Source organism: Streptomyces xantholiticus (assembly GCF_014651015.1).
Classification (GTDB): Bacteria; Actinomycetota; Actinomycetes; order Streptomycetales; family Streptomycetaceae; genus Streptomyces; species Streptomyces xantholiticus.
This window is the reverse complement of the sequence record NZ_BMWB01000004.1, coordinates 25776-42270: the sequence shown is the minus strand read 5'-3', so window position 1 is coordinate 42270 and position 16495 is coordinate 25776. Positions and strand designations below refer to the sequence as shown.

At 73.0% G+C, this 16495-nt stretch carries 14 protein-coding genes; 8 read left to right on the top strand and 6 right to left on the bottom strand.

Annotated elements, in window-relative coordinates; translation table 11 throughout:
* Positions 1 to 309: 309 nt before the first annotated feature.
* The 4 genes from IE198_RS08730 to yczE form a co-directional block, all read right to left on the bottom strand.
* Positions 310 to 684 (bottom strand): RNA polymerase-binding protein RbpA, encoded by a 375-nt coding sequence (locus tag IE198_RS08730; RefSeq protein ID WP_003959706.1) that lies wholly within the window; start codon positions 682 to 684, stop codon positions 310 to 312.
* Between the two features lie 266 nt (positions 685 to 950).
* Positions 951 to 2315: an MFS transporter gene (locus IE198_RS08725; RefSeq protein ID WP_189884476.1), complete on the bottom strand. Its 1365-nt coding sequence runs from the start codon at positions 2313 to 2315 to the stop codon at positions 951 to 953.
* Between the two features lie 38 nt (positions 2316 to 2353).
* A complete protein-coding gene (locus tag IE198_RS08720) occupies positions 2354 to 3118 on the bottom strand; it encodes a glycerophosphodiester phosphodiesterase family protein (RefSeq protein ID WP_189884474.1) in 765 nt (254 codons plus the stop codon).
* Positions 3115 to 3798, bottom strand: coding sequence for a membrane protein YczE (gene yczE, locus IE198_RS08715; protein WP_189884472.1), 684 nt, complete (start codon positions 3796 to 3798; stop codon positions 3115 to 3117). The genes IE198_RS08720 and yczE overlap by 4 nt, the downstream gene beginning before the upstream one ends.
* Positions 3799 to 3862: 64 nt before the next feature.
* Here yczE and IE198_RS08710 point away from each other — a divergent pair, with 64 nt between their 5' ends.
* A complete protein-coding gene (locus IE198_RS08710; RefSeq protein ID WP_189884470.1) occupies positions 3863 to 5362 on the top strand; it encodes an SCO1417 family PLP biosynthesis transcription factor in 1500 nt (499 codons plus the stop codon).
* A gap of 151 nt (positions 5363 to 5513) precedes the next feature.
* On the opposite strand, the gene IE198_RS08705 is transcribed toward IE198_RS08710, so the two are convergent.
* Together IE198_RS08705 and IE198_RS08700 are read right to left on the bottom strand one after the other, a co-directional pair.
* Positions 5514 to 7097, bottom strand: a complete 1584-nt coding sequence (locus IE198_RS08705; RefSeq protein ID WP_229833801.1) for a hypothetical protein — start codon at positions 7095 to 7097, stop codon at positions 5514 to 5516.
* A 31-nt stretch (positions 7098 to 7128) separates the two neighbouring features.
* A complete protein-coding gene (locus tag IE198_RS08700; protein WP_100106149.1) occupies positions 7129 to 7323 on the bottom strand; it encodes a hypothetical protein in 195 nt (64 codons plus the stop codon).
* Between the two features lie 294 nt (positions 7324 to 7617).
* On the opposite strand from IE198_RS08700, the gene IE198_RS08695 reads away from it, so the two are divergent.
* From IE198_RS08695 to IE198_RS08665, 7 genes are all read left to right on the top strand, one after another.
* A complete protein-coding gene (locus IE198_RS08695; RefSeq protein WP_189884468.1) occupies positions 7618 to 8010 on the top strand; it encodes an ankyrin repeat domain-containing protein in 393 nt (130 codons plus the stop codon).
* Positions 8011 to 8277: 267 nt separating this feature from the next.
* Complete coding sequence (locus IE198_RS08690; RefSeq protein WP_189884466.1) at positions 8278 to 9696, top strand: HEAT repeat domain-containing protein; 1419 nt, start codon at positions 8278 to 8280, stop codon at positions 9694 to 9696.
* 173 nt (positions 9697 to 9869) lie between these two features.
* Positions 9870 to 10994, top strand: a complete 1125-nt coding sequence (locus IE198_RS08685) for a glycosyltransferase family 4 protein (protein ID WP_189884464.1) — start codon at positions 9870 to 9872, stop codon at positions 10992 to 10994.
* On the top strand, positions 10991 to 12157 hold the full coding sequence (locus IE198_RS08680) for a glycosyltransferase (protein WP_189884462.1): 1167 nt from the start codon (positions 10991 to 10993) through the stop codon (positions 12155 to 12157). The genes IE198_RS08685 and IE198_RS08680 overlap by 4 nt, the downstream gene beginning before the upstream one ends.
* On the top strand, positions 12157 to 13047 hold the full coding sequence (locus IE198_RS08675; RefSeq protein ID WP_189884460.1) for an SGNH/GDSL hydrolase family protein: 891 nt from the start codon (positions 12157 to 12159) through the stop codon (positions 13045 to 13047). The genes IE198_RS08680 and IE198_RS08675 overlap by 1 nt, the downstream gene beginning before the upstream one ends.
* Positions 13048 to 13457: 410 nt before the next feature.
* Positions 13458 to 15002, top strand: coding sequence for a hypothetical protein (locus tag IE198_RS08670; protein ID WP_189884458.1), 1545 nt, complete (start codon positions 13458 to 13460; stop codon positions 15000 to 15002).
* A 558-nt stretch (positions 15003 to 15560) separates the two neighbouring features.
* The gene (locus tag IE198_RS08665; protein ID WP_189884456.1) at positions 15561 to 16478 is read left to right on the top strand and encodes a hypothetical protein; all 918 of its coding nucleotides are present in this window, start codon (positions 15561 to 15563) and stop codon (positions 16476 to 16478) included.
* Positions 16479 to 16495 lie beyond the last annotated feature (17 nt).

Here is a 16495-nt window from a genome sequence, read left to right as displayed (position 1 = left end):
CCGCACGGCGAACCCGGCAGGCCGCGAACAGGCCCGTCCGGCGCTCGAGGACAGCGGGTGCGAATCGCGGTACGGGGCCCGGGGCGGAGAACCAAGCCGCGCGGAGCGTGAACGGGTTCGGGCGGGGTCCGGTCCGTCCCGGGAAACGGGTGCGGGCCCGGGGGCCTGCCCCGGTTTTGGGACGGGGCGGGGTGCCCCCGCACCCGCTGCGCTCCCCGGGCCGGGCGTGGCAAAGCCGCGGGCCGTGACCACACCAGTGTGGTCACGGCCCGCGGCTCCGTCTTGTGTCGCTTCGCGCGCTGGCGCGCGCTACGCCGACTTCCGGCTGTCGCGCGGATGCACCGCGATGTTCATCGCGCCGGAGCGAAGGACCGCCAGCCTTTCGGCCAGGACCTCCTCCAGCTCCTCGCGGGTGCGCCGCTCCATCAGCATGTCCCAGTGCGTACGCGCCGGCTTGCCCTTCTTCTCCTCGGGGCCGTCCCCGTCCACGAGAAGTGCCTGGGCGCCGCACGCCTTGCACTCCCACTCCGGCGGAATCTCCGCCTCCACCGAGAACGGCATCTCAAAACGATGTCCGTTCTGGCATGCGTACTCCACCGCCTGGCGCGGGGCCAGGTCGATGCCGCGGTCCGTCTCGTAGCTGGTAACCACAAGTCGCGTGCCGCGGAGAGCTCGCTCACTCATGAATCGTGCCTCCCGGGCTTGTCGCCCACAGGACAGGTGTCGCTGTCGTCGTCATCCGGTCAACGTCCGGTCGGCGGTAAAGATTCCCGTTCCGGGTCATGCGTCGCCCGTCGTGCCGCTGCTTTGCCATTGGTTGGGGTACCCACCAGTGCCCGGTTTGTCACATCTGACAGAAAGTGTCACCCACTGATTTCACTATTCCAGCACGCAGTAACGGTCCGCCTGGCAAGCCAAAGGCGTACACTACCGGCCTTTCACTCAGGCGTCTAAATCCGGTCCGGTACCGGGTTCCCCGCCGCGGCCACCGCACGCCTCACCGGAACCCTTGCGAGCAGCACGGATCCCAGCCCGAAGAAGATCACCAAAGAGATGATCGCGTCCCGGTAGCTGCCCGACATCTGATACGCCAAACCGAATACGAGCGGCCCGAGCCAGCTCAGGCCCCGGTCGCTCATCTCGTACGCGGAGAAGTACTCCGCCTCCTTGCCCCGCGGCACCAGATGCGAGAAGAGGGACCGCGACAGCGCCTGGCTGCCGCCCAGCACGAGGCCGATCCCCGCTGCCAGGCAGTAGAACCACACCGGCTCGCCCGCAGGCAGGAAGTACCCGGCGGCCAGAATCAGCGTCCAGACAACCAGCGACCCGAGGATCGTGCGCTTCGCCCCGTACGTGCGGGCCAGCCGGCCCATCCCCAGCGCGCCGGCCACGGCCAGCACCTGTACCAGCAGCACCGCCGTGATCAGCGTGGTCTGGTCGAGCCCCAGCTCCTCGGAGCCGTAGACGGACGCCTGCGAGATGACCGTCTGCACGCCGTCGTTGTAAACGAGGTAGGCGAGCAGGAACGACAGAGTCAATGGATGCCGCCGCATGTCGCGCAGGGTCGCGACCAGCTGCCGCCACCCGGAGCCGACCGCGCCCTCCCCGGACGGTGCGATCCCGCGGTCGCGCAGCCGCCGCAGCGGAATCAGCGTGAACGCGCCCCACCACAGGCCCGCAGAGGCAAGACAGATACGGACCGAGTCCGCCTCCGAGAGGCCGAAGGAGTCGTGGCCCGAGTAGACGACCAGGTTCAGGACCAGCACCAGCGCGCCCGACGTGTATCCGAAGGCCCAGCCGCGCGACGACACCGCGTCACGCTCGTCGGGGGCCGCGATCTGCGGCAGGTAGGCGTTGTAGAGGACCATCGACACGGCCAGCGACGCGTTCGCCACGATCAACAGGAACGCGCCCAGCAGATAACGGTCACCGTCGAGGAAGAACATCCCCGTCGTCGCCGCGGCGCCCACGTACGCCGCGACGGCGAGCAGCGGCTTCTTACGGCCGCTGCGGTCCGCCGCCGCCCCCGCCAGCGGCATGATCAGCACGGCGAGCACCACCGAGACGGACACCGCGTAAGGGAAGACCGAACCGGCCCGCACCGGGATGCCCAGCGGGTGCACGAAGCCATCGGCGTCCGCCGCCGCCTTCGCCACCGACGTCAGATAGGGGCCGAGGAACACCGTGAGGACGCTCGTCGAATACACCGAGCACGCGAAGTCGTAGAAGTACCAGCCCTGTTGTTCGCGTCTGCGCGCGGCGGTGCCTTCGTCCCCGCCGGTGCCTCCGGTGCGGTCCGCGGTGTCCGCCGTCACCCGCGCCCCCTCGCTCGTGCCGTCGCAGAAGCGCCGGATCAGATCCACACGCCCCGGTCGGTCAGCACGGTGCGCAACGTCTCAAGATGATCGGTCATGATTCCGTCCACGCCAAGGTCCAGGAGGGCGGCCATCCGATCGGCGTCGTTCACCGTCCACACATGGACCTGCAGACCACGCGCGTGGGCCGCTCGTACGAACCGGCGGTCCACCACGCGTATGCCGCCCTGTGTCTCCGGCACCTGGGCGCACACCGCGCCGCTGCGGACCGCGCTCGGTATCCCGTACGAGCCGAGCCGCAGCCCGAGCACACCGCGCACCCCGTACGAGGTCGCCAGCCGCGGCCCCGCGAGGCGCATCGCCCGCGTCACCCGGCCTTCGGAGAACGAGCCGACGCACACCCTGTCGAAGGCGTCGGTCCGGCGGATCAGGTCCACCAGCGGCACCAGGGCGGACTCCGCCTTCAGGTCCACGTTCCAGCGGGCCTCGGGGAACTCCTCGAGCAACTCCTCGAACAGCGCCAGCGGCTCGCGGCCCGCGACCCTGGCCTTCCGCACCTCGCTCCACGGCAGGGCCGCGATACGTCCCCGGGCATCGGTCACCCGGTCCAGCGTCGCGTCGTGGAAGGCCACCAGCCGGCCGTCCGCCGTGGTGTGCACATCGGTCTCGAAGTAGCGGTAGCCGGCATCGGCGGCCCGCCGGAAGGCCGCCGCGGTGTTCTCGATTCCGTCCGCCGCCCCGCCGCGGTGGGCGAAGGCGAGCGTCGAGGCATGATCCAGATAGGGGTGGGGTACGTGGGTCACCTCTGCAGTATGGCCCGTGCGGGTGACCCCCCGGCGACCACCGTGCTGCGTCCCTCCCTCTCCGGGATGGCGAAGACCCGCAGGAACAGCTGCGCCAGCGGCCCGATGGCCAGCGCGTACGCCACCGTCCCGACGCCGACGGAACCACCGAGCGCGAAACCGGTCACGACGACCGCCACCTCGATCGCGGTGCGCACCAGCCGTATCGACCGGCCCGTCAGCCGGTGCAGGCCGGTCATGAGGCCGTCCCTCGGGCCCGGTCCGAAACGGGCGGCGATGTAGAGGCCCGTGGCCACGCCGTTGAGCACGATGCCGCCGGCCATCAGCGGAATCTGACCGCCCGGCCCGTCCACCCGCGGAACGAGCGCCAGGGTGGCGTCCATCGCGAGGCCGATCACGAACACGTTCGACACCGTCCCGAGGCCCGGCCGCTGGCGGAGCGGGATCCACAGCAGCACCACGGCGCCCACGATGATCGACACGACGCCGATCGTCAGCCCGGTCAGCTCGGCCAGGCCCTGATGCAGCACCCCCCACGGCTCCAGGCCGAGCCCGGCGCGCACCAGCAGCGCGGAACTCACTCCGTACAGCGCGAGGCCGACGTACAACTGGAGCAGCCTGCGGGTGAGATGCGCGGACACGATGGCGCCCCCTTGTCTGGTGTTCGTGGACTGATGCATGACACTCTGTGGCTACGGAACAATCGGCAACCATGGCCAATTCGAGGAAGGTGGACTGAATTCCATGACGCAGTGGACCTCTGCGGTGGGTGCGGCCCAGCTCGCCCGGCAGCTCACCTCCCAGCAGCCGCGCCCCGCCGGGCCAGGCACCCGCAAGCCGCCCGCCTACCGGGCGCTCGCCGACGGCATCCGGCTGCTCGTCCTGGAGGGCCGTGTCCCCGTGGCGGCCCGGCTGCCCGCCGAGCGCGAACTCGCCCTCGCCCTGTCCGTCAGCCGCACCACCGTCGCCGCCGCCTACGAGGCGCTGCGCACCGAAGGCTTCCTGGAGTCCCGCAGAGGCGCCGGCAGCTGGACCGCCGTACCCGCGGGCAACCCGCTGCCCGCCCGGGGCCTCGAGCCTCTGCCGCCCGAGTCGCTCGGCTCCATGATCGACCTCGGATGCGCCGCCCTGCCCGCGCCCGAGCCATGGCTCACCCGGTCCGTCCAGGGCGCGCTCGAAGAACTCCCGCCGTACGCCCACACCCACGGCGACTACCCGGCCGGCCTGCCCGCCCTGCGCCAGATGCTCGCCGACCGGTACACGGAACGCGGCATCCCGACCATGCCCGAACAGATCATGGTCACCACCGGAGCGATGGGTGCGATCGACGCGATCTGTCATCTGTTCGCCGGACGCGGCGAACGCATCGCCGTCGAATCCCCTTCCTATGCCAACATCCTCCAGCTGATGCGCGAAGCAGGCGCACGGCTCGTGCCCGTGGCCATGGCCGAGGGCCTGACCGGCTGGGACCTGAATCGCTGGCGCCAGGTCCTGCGCGACGCCGCGCCCCGCCTGGCGTACGTCGTCGCCGACTTCCACAACCCCACCGGCGCGCTCGCCGACGAGGCCCAGCGGCGCGCCCTGGTCGAGGCGGCCCGCTCGGCCGGCACGGTGCTCGTCGTCGACGAGACCATGTCGGAACTGCACCTCGACGCCGACATCGAGATGCCGCGTCCCGTCTGCGCGTTCGACCCCGCCGGGTCGACGGTCCTGACCGTCGGCTCCGCCAGCAAGGCCTTCTGGGCGGGCATGCGGATCGGCTGGGTCCGCGCGGCCCCCGACGTGATCCGCTCCCTCGTGGCGGCTCGCGCCTACGCGGACCTCGGCACGCCCGTGCTGGAACAACTGGCGATCAACTGGCTGATGCACACGGGTGGTTGGAGCGAGGCGGTCGCCGTCCGCCGCGACCAGGCGCGCGAGAACCGTGACGCGCTCGTCGCCGCGGTGCGGCGGGAGCTGCCGGACTGGGAGTTCGACGTCCCCGCCGGCGGCCTCACCCTCTGGGTCCGCACGGGCGGCCTCTCCGGCTCCCGCCTCGCAGAGGTCGGCGAGCGCGTGGGTGTCCGGGTGCCGTCGGGACCGCGCTTCGGCGTGGACGGCGCGTTCGAGGGCTACGTACGCCTGCCGTTCACCGTGGGCGGTCCGGTGGCCGAGGAGGCGGCGGTACGCCTCGCAGCGGCAGCGCGCCTCGTCTCCACGGGCGCATTGACGGGTACGGAGGCTCCGCGCACGTTCGTGGCGTAGTCGTTGTGCCGGCGCCGCTCCGGTCCGGAGCCCGGAAACGGGTCAGGGCGGAGCCGGCGACGAGGGGAGCCGCACATCGATACAGCGGGAAGGGGCGGGAACGGAAAGACCGGGCCACGCCCTGGAAGCGTGACCCGGTGTGCCGGCCGCGTCAGGGCTTCGCCGGGACCGTCGGTGGGGTGAGCGGCTTCGCCGGGATTCCCGGCGGCGGCGCGACCGGTGCCGTGTCCTCGGGCCCTGGAGGCAGCAGCGCGAGGACCGCCTGCCGGTGGGCCTCCGTCGTCGCGTGGTCGAACGGGTCGGGCGTCGCCGGCACCTGGAGCCGCAGGACCGGCCCGTTGCCCAGCCGTGCGTACCCCCGCCCCGGGGGTACGTCGGTCGTGGGCGTGGTCCGCGGTGTCACGCCGAGCACCGACTCGACCTCGGGGAAGCCGATCCCGCCGAGGACGACCCGGGCCCGGGTGTGGGTCCGGACCGTCTCACTGAGCGCGCCGACGCTGTCGAACTGCTCGGCCACGACGACGGTGACCTGGACGGCCCGCCCGTGCCTCAGCGGCACGGAGAGCAGCTCCTGGGGGTCCATGCGCCCGTCCGCGGCGGCCAGGTGGCCGAAGACGCCGGGCCGGTCCACCAGGATCCACAGCGGCCGCTTGGTGTCGTCGGGCGCGGCCTGCCCCGCCTGCCGGGCGCGGTTGGCGGCGATGAGGCGCCGCTCGGTCTCATGGGCGGCCCATTCCAGACCGGCCAGCGCGCCGGCCAGCCCGCACTCGACGGTCAGGACGCCGGCGCGCCCGGTGAGGCAGGCGTACTCGCCGGTTCCGCTGCCTTCCACCACGAGGACGTCCCCGTGCTGCAGCGCCTGCAGGGCAATGGAGCGAAGGAGGGTCGTGGTGCCGCTCCCGGGTTCGCCGACGGCGAGCAGGTGCGGCTCGGTGGAGCGGGGCCCGGTGCGCCACACGACCGGGGGCGCCTGACCGATCTCGTCGCCGATCACCACCGGCACCGTGCGCTGGACGGCGTCGGCGTCGGTGAAGCCGAGCACCGTCTCACCGGGGACGGTGACGAAGCGCTGGGCGGCGATGGCGGTGGACAGGGCGGGCAGCACGTTCATGACGAGTTCGTTCACCTCCTCGTCCCAGGTGAAGAGGTATTCGCGTCCGCGTCCGGACTTCGCGTGCAGCAGCCGCTCGATCCGCATCCTGGCGGCGGCTTCGCCGTCGGTGAAGTAGGCGGGGTACCTGACGCGCAGCCGGGTGAGCCGCCCGTTGCCGTCGAACTCGTACTCGCTGAAGGTCTTGCTCCAGTCCCCGCCGTGGGCGTACAGCGGAGCCGGGTCCTCGGGGACGGAGAAGTACGGGACGAGAGCCTCGTACAGCGCCTTGAGGCGGCCGGCCTCCGCCTCGTCGGGCCCGGTCCTGACCGGTGTCCGTACACGCCCCTTCCAGGCGGCCGCGGCCATCACCGTGATCAGGGCGATCAGCGGCCCGTACGGGATGAGCGCGACCACCAGGACGCCGGCGGCGACGAGGAAGAGGGTCGGACCACGCCGCTCCTTGGGTGTGGCGGCCCATCTCTGCCGGCCCGTCGCGGCCAGCTTCCGCAGACCACGGGAGACCGTGATCAGCGGATGGAGGACGTCGGTGGCGCTGTCGGCGGCCGTGCGCGCGATCTCGCGGCTGCGGGCGATCTGCGCGCCGCCGCTGCTCAGGATGCGGGGGAGTGGACGCCGGGCCACATCGTCTCCTTGGGGGTGAAGGGACAGCCGGTCAGAACTTGATCCCGCCCAGCAGACCGGCCAGGCTCGTCGTGCCTGCCTGGATGCTGGGGGCGATCGCGGTGCCCGCGAGGAAGAAGCCGAACAGCGCGGAGACGAATGCGTGCGAGGCCTTCAGGCCGTCCTTCCGGAAGAAGAGGAAGACGATGATGCCGAGGAGCACGACGCCGGACATGGACAGAATCATGAGGTTCTCCTGGGTGAGGGGACAGTCACCATGAGTTCTTCCAGGCTTACCGAAAGTATCTATGTGATAAAAGGTGCAAACGAGTGAAATACTCGGCATTTCACTGCACTGGCGGACGGTCGGTCGTTGCCCGGCGGGCAAAGGGCAGAACGGCGCGGCACAGTCCCTCCGCGACGTGATCCTCGCCGCCGCCGCCCGGCGTCATGTCGGCCGCCGGGCCAGTACCCTGTCGATTCACTCGTACGGCTGCTCCTGCCGTGCGCCCAGGTCAGACGGTGAAAGGCGGTAAGTCCGATGAGTGAGGTCCCGGACTCCGAGGTGATCGAACTGGCGACCAAGGTCTTCGACCTGGCACGCCAGGGAGAGACCGAGGCGCTCGCCGCCTACGTCGATGCCGGCGTACCGGCCAACCTCACCAACGACAAGGGCGACACGCTCGTCATGCTCGCCGCCTATCACGGCCACGCCGCCGCGGTGGAGGCGCTGCTCGCCCGCGGCGCGGAGCCGAACCGGGCCAACGACCGCGGTCAGACGCCTCTCGCCGGGGCGGTGTTCAAGGGGGAGGACGCCGTGATCCGGGCACTCCTCGCAGGCGGCGCCGACCCCCGGGCGGGCACCCCGTCCGCCGCGGATACTGCTCGGATGTTCGGGAAGACAGAACTCCTGGAGCTGTTCGAAGGCCGCTGAGCGGCTCGCGGGCAGCGCTGGGAAGGCCGCCGTGGGGGCGCCGTAAATGTGGTCGCGGTGGCGAAATGGGTGGGTCATCATGACGTCAGCCCCATCCCGGACGACATCAACCGGGAGTTTCCCCTGGGGCCACCGAAGAGAGGCAGAGAGAAGATGGTCAACACCAAGCGGAAGACGCGCATCACGACGGGCGGCCCTACATGCCGCTGCGCGGCCTAGGCACTCCACTCCCCGGTTGCGTCGACAGCTTGATGTGAGGCATCTTCCATGTTCGATCCAGTCATAGCGCCGAGCGGCACCCTGCTCGGTCTGCTGCAGAGGGGCCGCGGCGACGGCACGCTGCACGCGCTCGCCGCCCCGCGGGCCGAGGCACTCGCCGCCCTCAACCACTGTGTGCTCAACGACCCCCGCCACGACTGGCAGGTCGAGAACCGCTCCCTCTACTACGCACGCCTCTACCTGGATCTCCACGGCAGTCTCGAGGAGATCGAACGGCACCTGTGCGACACCGACGACCACCTCGACACCGAGGAGGGCCGGACCGGTCTCGCCCTCGCGGTGCTCGGGCACCTCGCCTCCTACGGCCGGGGCGACGCGCTCGCCCTGCTGCGGAGGTACGCGACGACCGGCGCCAACTGGGCGTGGGCGCTCGACGAGCTCGCGCTGCGTGACGACGACGCAGGTCTGCGTGCGCTCGCCGCCCCCGTCCTCGCCAGATTTCCCGCCACCCCCGAGGGCGAGGCCGAACTGGCCGTCGCCGTGCGGGACTCCTTCGAACCGCGGCCGTGGCGGCTGTGGGCGGAGGACACGCGGGAAGCCGTCGGCGCCAGGGTCAGGGCCGCGCAGGAAGCAGGCTCCTTCGACCGCTGGCAGCGCCAGATGCGCCCCTCCGGGCCGCGGCCCGGCTGGAGCGTCCAGGCGGTCCTCGAATGGGCCGACCAGGGCCACGATCGCGGCACCGCGCTGCACGTCCCGGCCGCCCGCTGCCTGACCGCCGTGGCGGGGCCGGAGGACCGGCCCGCCATCGTCGAGGCCGCCCGCAGCGGCTCAGACGGCGCGCGCTGCGCCGCTCTCCACTACCTGGCCCAGTCACGCGACGCCGTCGTCCTCGACCTGATCGAGACGGCCGTCACCGCGGGGAGCGCAACAGTCGCGGAAGCCGCCGTCGCCGCGTTCGAGCGGATGTGCGGCGAGGAAGCCGTCGACCGGGCACGGAGCTGGGTCCACCGGCCCGATGCACTCGGTGCTTCCGCGGCCGGCGTGCTCGCCTGCCGTGGCGGCGCCGGCGACGCACAGCTCGTGCTCGGCGCGCTGCGCGAGTCCGTACGTGCGGACGGTCCCGACGCACCCCGGCTGTGGACCCTCGTCGACGGGGCCGGACGCCTCGGCATCGGCTGCGCCGCACCAGTACTGCGCCACGTCTACCGTGAGACCGCCTCCTCCCATCTGCGGGGCCGTGCCGCCCGGGCGCTCGCCGCCACCGACCCCTCCTTCGCCACCGGCTTCGCGGTCGAGTGCCTGTGGGACTGCGAGGAGACGACCAGAGAACTCGCCGCGCGGCACGCGGAGACGGGCGACGTACGCGTCGCCGAGCGGCTGCGCCGGCTCGCCGCCGATCCCGCGGAGGAGGCCGAGGTGCAGACCGCCGTGCGGAGCCGGATCGGTCGGGACAGGCCGGCCGTGTGAGCTCCCGGCGCCGACGGCGCCCGCAGCGCGGGCGCCGCTCGGTGCGTTCGGCGGTGGTTGGGGGCGGTTGACGACCTTTCGCGCCCGGTGCGGCCACAAACGCTCACGGGACGTTCCGCATCCGGAAAGATCCACGTTGGCGCAGCCACTCCGGGCCCGACGACAACACGGATATGCGTGTCGTCATCGTCACCGAATCCTTTCCGCCAGACATCAACGGTGTGGCGCACTGCGCCCAGCAGACCGCACGGCATCTCGCCGCCCGCGGTCACGAGCCGCTCGTCATCGCCCCGGCCGCGGCCGGGGCGATGAGCTGCGACGCCGCCGCCCCGTGCCACGTCGTGCGCGTTCCCTCGCTCCCGCTGCCCGGCTATCCGCAGGTTCGCGTCGCACTGCCCAGCCGCCGGGTAGCGGCGGCCATCACCGCGCACCGGGCCGACATCGTGCACCTCGCAAGCCCGTTCGTGCTCGGGGTGCGGGGCATGGCCGCCGCCGCGCGGCTCGGACTGCCGGCCGTCGCCGTCTACCAGACGGACCTGGCCGGCTACGCCCGTACCTACGTCGGCGCCGGCGAAGGCACCGCCTGGCGGCGCATCCGGGCCGTACACGGAGCCGCCGACCGCACTCTCGCTCCCTCCACGGCCGCCCAGCGCGATCTCGAGGAGCACGGTGTCGAGCGGGTACGTCTGTGGCCGCGCGGAGTGGAGACCACACGCTTTCGCCCGGAGCTGCGCGACGAGGAGCTGCGCCGCACCCTCGCCCCCGGCGGTGAACTGATCGTCGGATACGTGGGCCGGCTTGCCCCGGAGAAGCACATCGAACTCCTCTCCGGGGTCTGCGGACTTCCCGGTGTCCGGGTCGTCGTCGTCGGGGACGGGCCCAGCGAGACCTCCCTGCGAGCGGCCCTGCCCGGCGCCGTCTTCCTCGGCCGGCGGACCGGCGACGACCTCGCCCGGATCTTCGCCTCACTGGACGTCTTCGCCCACACCGGCCCGTACGAGACGTTCTGCCAGACCGTGCAGGAGGCGATGGCCAGCGGTCTGCCGGTCATCGCACCGGCTGCCGGCGGGCCCCTCGACCTCGTCGCACACGGCCGCACCGGGCTGCTCGTGGAACCGCACAGCGCCGACGCCGTACGCACGGCCGTCGCCGCACTCGCGGCGGACCCCGTGATGCGCAGGGCGTACGGCCAGGCCGGGCTCGCCGCCGTGGAGGGCCGGACCTGGGCTGCGGTCGGGGACATGCTGCTGGACCACTACGCCGAGGTGCTCGGCGCCCGTACGGCGGTGGCCGCGTGAGCGGGGAGCGGGGACTGCGCATCGTACGGCTGGCGAACTTCGTCACCCCCTCGTCCGGCGGGCTGCGCACCGCGCTCGCCGAACTGGGCCGCGGCTACCTGGCCGCGGGCCATGAACCGGTGCTCGTCGTCCCCGGCGACGCGGAGAGCGACCGGCTCACCGATCAGGGGCGCATCATCACCCTGCCGGGGCCGGAGATCATCGGCACCGGCGGGTACCGGGTGCTGGCCGGACGGCGCCGGTTGCGGCAGGTGCTCGAGGAACTGGCGCCCGACCGGCTGGAGGTCTCCGACCGCACCACCCTGCGGTGGACGGGTGAATGGGCCCGGCGCAGGCGGATCCCCTCGGTGATGGTCTCCCACGAGACCGCGGACGGCGTGCTGCGCACGTGGGGGCTCTCCGAGTCGGTCGCCGCGCGTGCGGCGGACCGGCTCAACCGCCGCAGTGCCTGGGCGTATTCGCGGATCGTCTGCACGACGGAGTGGGCGGAGCGGGAGTTCGTACGCATCGGGGCGCTCAACGTCGTGCGTGCCCCGCTCGGCGTCGACCTGCGGCGCTGCCGGCCCGGTCGGCGCAGCACGGTGCTGCGGGCCCGGCACGCCGCCGGGGCCGACGTGCTCCTGCTGCTGTGCTCGCGCCTCTCGGTGGAGAAACGTCCGGGGACGGCCCTGGACGCCCTTGCCGTACTGCGCGAACGGGGACTGCGGGTCTCGATGGTCGTCGCGGGGGACGGGCCGCTGAAGGCCTCGCTCGTGCGGCGGGCGCGTACGGACCGGCTGCCGGTCCAGTTCCTCGGCCACGTCCCCGACCGCGAGGCCGTCGCCGATCTGCAGGCGGCGGCCGACGTGTGCGTGGCCCCCGGACCGGCCGAGACCTTCGGCCTCTCCGCCTTGGAGGCGCTGGCATGCGGTACTCCGGTCGTGGCCAGCGCGTCTTCGGCGCTGCCGGAGGTCGTGGGCGACGCGGGGGTGGCCGCGGCCGACACGGGGGAGGACTTCGCGGCGGCCGTCCTGGAGCTGCTGACCCGCCCGGAGGCCGGGCGCCGCGAGGCGGCCAGGGCGCGGGCCGAACTCTTCGACTGGCGCCGGTCGGTCACGGCGTTCCTCGCCGCCCACGAAGCGCTGCCGGTCGCCGGCCGGGCCGCCGCGAAAGGGAGACGCTGATGACGACGCGGCAGGGCGGCCGTCCGCTGCGGTTCGCCGCGCTCGGGGACTCGCTCACCGCGGGGGTCGGGGATCCGGTGGAGGGAGGGTGGCGGGGGTGGGCGGCGTTGCTCGCGGGCGGGGTCGGCAGCGCGGACGCGCCCGCCGTGTTCCGTAACCTCGCCGTCAGCGGCGCCCTCAGCAAGGACGTGGCCGAGGACCAGACGCCCGCCGCGGTCGCGTTCGGGCCCGACATCGCCTCCGTGGTCGTGGGTGTCAACGACACGCTGCGCCGCACCTTCGACATAGCGGACCTCGCCCGGCGCTTCGACGACGTCTGTTCCGCGTTCGCCGCCCGCGGGACCGTGCTGCTGACGGCGTGCCTCCCCGACCCCGGCGCCATGTTCGGGCTGCCCGCCCCGCTCGCCCGGCCGCTTGCCAGGCGGCAGCGTGCCGTCAACGCCGTCGTGCACGCGCTGTCGGACCGCTACGACACCGTCCATCTGCACGCCGCCGACGCCCCCTGGGTCGCGGACCGGGCCATGTGGAGCGCCGATCGGCTGCACCCGGCCGAGCGCGGCCACCGCATGCTCGCGCGGCGCTTCCACGAACTGCTCGCCGCCCGCGGGCTCGCCGCCGGCCCCGCGCCGGGCGCCGAGCCCGACCAGCCGCCCCCGACCCGGGCCGCCGCGCTGCTGTGGCTGGCCACGGCGGGCACCGGCTGGGTGGCGCGGCGCTGCACGGACCTGCTGCCCCAGCTGCTGCGGCTCGCGGGTGACGAGGTGCACCACTGGGCACGCGGCACCGGCGAGCGCCTCGACCGAAGTGCCGAGCTCGCCCTGTCCGCCGCGCTCGCGGCCGTGTCGCCCGCCGTTCCCGGCGGACGGGTCGGAGCAAGTACCGGGGAATGACCGGGCCCTGGGAGTTCCGGATCGGCCGAGGCGGCACCTTCACAAAGATCACGGGCACGCGCCACGCAGGCCGGCAGCGCCCACAAGATGCTCTCGCGCGACCCCCGGGCGGTACCGCGACGCTCCCTCGCGGGGGCATCAGCCTGCCGCGCACCGGCCGACGCAAGGAGGTGCCGGCGCTCCTCGACGCCTGCGTCGACGACTCACGCGCACAATTGGTCCGCGCGAACGCGACGATGCCGGCGCCCCGTACCGACGCCGGAGCGCCGGGGCAGGAGCGTTGCGGCCGGTGCTCGTCCCATGGGCCGTTCTCCTCTCGGGTGTCGCGGGATCGAAGGAGCGGGCGGGCCGCACCGGCCCGCTCTGCGTCGTTTCGACCGTTGTCGGTGCGAGGACCTAATCTGTGCACCGTGACTTCGCCAGCCCCGACGGACACCGCTCCGCCCCAGCTCAGCGCGGGGCCGCGCCCCGCGCAGGGCCCGGCCGCCGACGAAGGGCTCGCGCGGCGGCTCCGCGCACTCGCGTGCACCGCGCCCCTGCACGACCTCGACGTGCGCAAGGCGAATCTCGCGGGGGAGTACTCGGTCTACGCCATGGCGGAGGTGGCCCTCGCGGCCATCGACCTCGTCACGCTCAACATGGACTTCGACACCGGCGCCGACCACGACCAGATAATCGCGCGTCTGCTGCCGCGGGTGGCCGCCCAGGCCCCCCGTCGGCCCGCCGCCGAGCACGAGCGCGTCGCCCGCTGGGTGCTGGAGAACCTGATCAACGTCGGCAGCGTGGACCGCGGCTTCCGCGCGGTCTACGGCACGTTCGGCACGGACGGCGTCTACACCCGTCGCGACTACGACTTCAAGCTCGTCGAGGAAGTGCCCGGCTACGACGGCACGGTCTACCTGCGCACCACCGACGAGGCGGTCAACGTACTCGTAGGAGCGCTCGACACCGATGTGACCAGCGCGCAGATCGCGGCCGAGGTGAAGCTGGAGGTCCTCATCAACCGGGGCCGCCTCGCCGACGCGCAGCTCGCCGCCGAGCAGGCCCGCTACCGGACCGTTCAGTATGCGGAGACCCTCCGCAGGACGCTCGAGGCCACCCGCCGCGATGTCCGCGCGGTGGACTGGCTCCACACCGTGCCCGACATGATCGCCGAGGCACTCGACCACGTGGCCGACCGCTACCGTCACGAGAACGCGATCCTCACCAACATCCGCAAGGCCCGCGACGAGGCCGAGACGGGGGCCGACCCGAAGACGGCGGAGCACAAGCGGCGCGCCGCCGAGCTCGTGGACATCGTCAAGGACTGCATCCGGCGGCACACACAGCTCCAGTCCCGCCTGCTGGAGGCGGGGCCGCTGTTCCGGGCAGAACAGGACCGCCAGGCCTTCGCCCGGCCCACCGCGCGCACCGGTCTCGACCTGTACGGCCAGCTGGTGGCACCCGTGCTGCCGCTGCCCGTGCAGTCGGCGATCCGCGTCACGGACGCGTTCTTCGCACGCGGCACCGGTCTGCGCACGCCGTCCTCCGTCCGGGTCGGGGACCTGGTCGACCTGCTGCTGACCCCGCCTGCGGAGCGCGAGCACCTCGGTGCGGAGATGCCGGAACCGGACCTGATCGCCACACCCGACGACAGCCGCTTCAGCGAGCGGCAGTTCGCGAGCGCCATGGAACTGCTGGACCTGGAGCACGATGCCCCGCGCCGCCTCTCGGGCCTGCTCGCGGAGGCGCGCCGCCGGGACCCCGACCTTCCGTACCTGGTGGCGCTTCTCGCCGTCCACGCGGCGAGCCCGCCGGTCGGTACCGCGTACCGGCAGGGCGAGCAGCGCCTGCTGTTCGCCGTCGACGACGGCACCGAGCTGGACGACCCGGAATTCGGCGGCGCCGACCTGATCGTCGGCACGGCGCTGCTGGACGCGGCGGGCATGGCGGCGGCGCGGTCGGAGGTCCCGTGACCTTCCCCGGCCCGCCCCTTCCCGAACCGGGGGCTCCGCGCCTGGGCGCCGTTCCGTGCTGCGCCCCGGCCCCGGCTTCATGGGAACTGCGCCCCCGGTCCCGTGCCGGGCTCGGCCCGGGAGGGGGAACCCCTCTCGGGCGTCGTTCGGGGCAGGCCCCGGCCCCCGTGCCCCGCTCCGCGGCTCGTACCGGGCTCGGCCCCGGTCCGTCACCGAGCTTCGGTCCGTCACCAAGCTTCGCGCGGTGTTCCAGGGCTCCGCTCCCGAGCCCTCGCGCCTGCGTCCCCCCTGCGCCACGGCCGGCGTGGGAAGCACCCCCGGACGGGCCGGACCTGCCGCTGCGCGGCAGACCGGCGCGCCGCCGCACCCCCCGCCGCCGTCCGAGGCGCGGGGCCGAGCCCCTGTGAACCGGGCCCGGGGCGGTGCCACGGATCCGTAAAGGAGCGGGTAGCGAGACAGGCTCCGTGCAGCAGCCCCGTCTCTCCGCCCTCGCCCCCACCGCCCGTCCCACCGACCCAGCCGACCCCGTACCACCACACCGCCCCCAAGGAGTCCGCCGTGAGCGACCACCACGCCGAGCCCGACGCCGCGTGGAGCGAGCCGGTCGCCCCTCAGGGGCCACCGGCCGGCCCCGTCTCCACCGCCCCAGGCGGCACCGTCACGCCCGCCGACGCCGCCGACGCCGCGCGCTTGGTCTCCTTCGGCCTGCAGCCCAAACTGCTCCCGGCCCGCGACGCCGAATACGCCGAACTGCTGCGCCGCTACCGAGAGGACACCGCCTTCGCCCGCCTCGCCGACGCCGTCGCCACCGGCCTCGGCCTGGTCGTGCTCGAGGTGTCGCCCCGCGCCGGCATGGCCGTCACCGCGGGAGAGGACTCGGTGTTCGCGGTACGGATGGGCGACTACGCACGCCGGGCCGCGGCCGACTCCGCGGACCGCTTCCTGCACGGACTCGCCCATCTCGCCGTCGCCGCCCTGGCGTTCCCCCGCCCCGAGGACCTCGCCGACGACGGGTACGTCGGCCGGATCACCGTCAACGGCGTCGACGCCTTCGTACGCCAGGCGTGCCGACGCCTGGAGGAGCGGGCGGACGAGCAGGGAGAGAACACCGATCCGGCCAGTGACGCTCCCGGCCTGGAGGCCGCCTGGCGGGTGTACGCGCGCCGCAGCGCGACCGGTGCCACCAAGGACGCCCGCCGCCTTGCCGGCTCGACCACCGGCATCGTCGGCAAGGCCGTCGCCTTCCTCACCGACTCCGGCTTCCTGCAGCGGACCGGCGACGACGCCGGCGGCGCGTACCGCACCACCGCCCGCTACCAGTTGCAGGTCCGCGACATGGCGGGCAGCGCCGCGATGGCCGAGCTGCTGGAGCTGGGTGTCGTCCCGGTCAGCGACGGATCCGCGACGCTGGTGGCGCCGCCGGACGGCGACGACCTCGAACTGGTCGCCGACGCCGGCCTGCCCTTCCACGCATGACCGACACGACGCGCAAC

Excerpts from the sequence above, each read along its gene's own strand:
- IE198_RS08730 (WP_003959706.1), bottom strand. The coding sequence starts at position 684 with ATGAGTGAGCGAGCTCTCCGCGGCACGCGACTTGTGGTTACCAGCTAC.
- yczE (WP_189884472.1), bottom strand. The coding sequence starts at position 3,798 with ATGCATCAGTCCACGAACACCAGACAAGGGGGCGCCATCGTGTCCGCG.
- IE198_RS08710 (WP_189884470.1), top strand. The coding sequence starts at position 3,863 with ATGACGCAGTGGACCTCTGCGGTGGGTGCGGCCCAGCTCGCCCGGCAG.
- IE198_RS08700 (WP_100106149.1), bottom strand. The coding sequence starts at position 7,323 with ATGATTCTGTCCATGTCCGGCGTCGTGCTCCTCGGCATCATCGTCTTC.
- IE198_RS08695 (WP_189884468.1), top strand. The coding sequence starts at position 7,618 with ATGAGTGAGGTCCCGGACTCCGAGGTGATCGAACTGGCGACCAAGGTC.
- IE198_RS08690 (WP_189884466.1), top strand. The coding sequence starts at position 8,278 with ATGTTCGATCCAGTCATAGCGCCGAGCGGCACCCTGCTCGGTCTGCTG.
- IE198_RS08685 (WP_189884464.1), top strand. The coding sequence starts at position 9,870 with ATGCGTGTCGTCATCGTCACCGAATCCTTTCCGCCAGACATCAACGGT.
- IE198_RS08675 (WP_189884460.1), top strand. The coding sequence starts at position 12,157 with ATGACGACGCGGCAGGGCGGCCGTCCGCTGCGGTTCGCCGCGCTCGGG.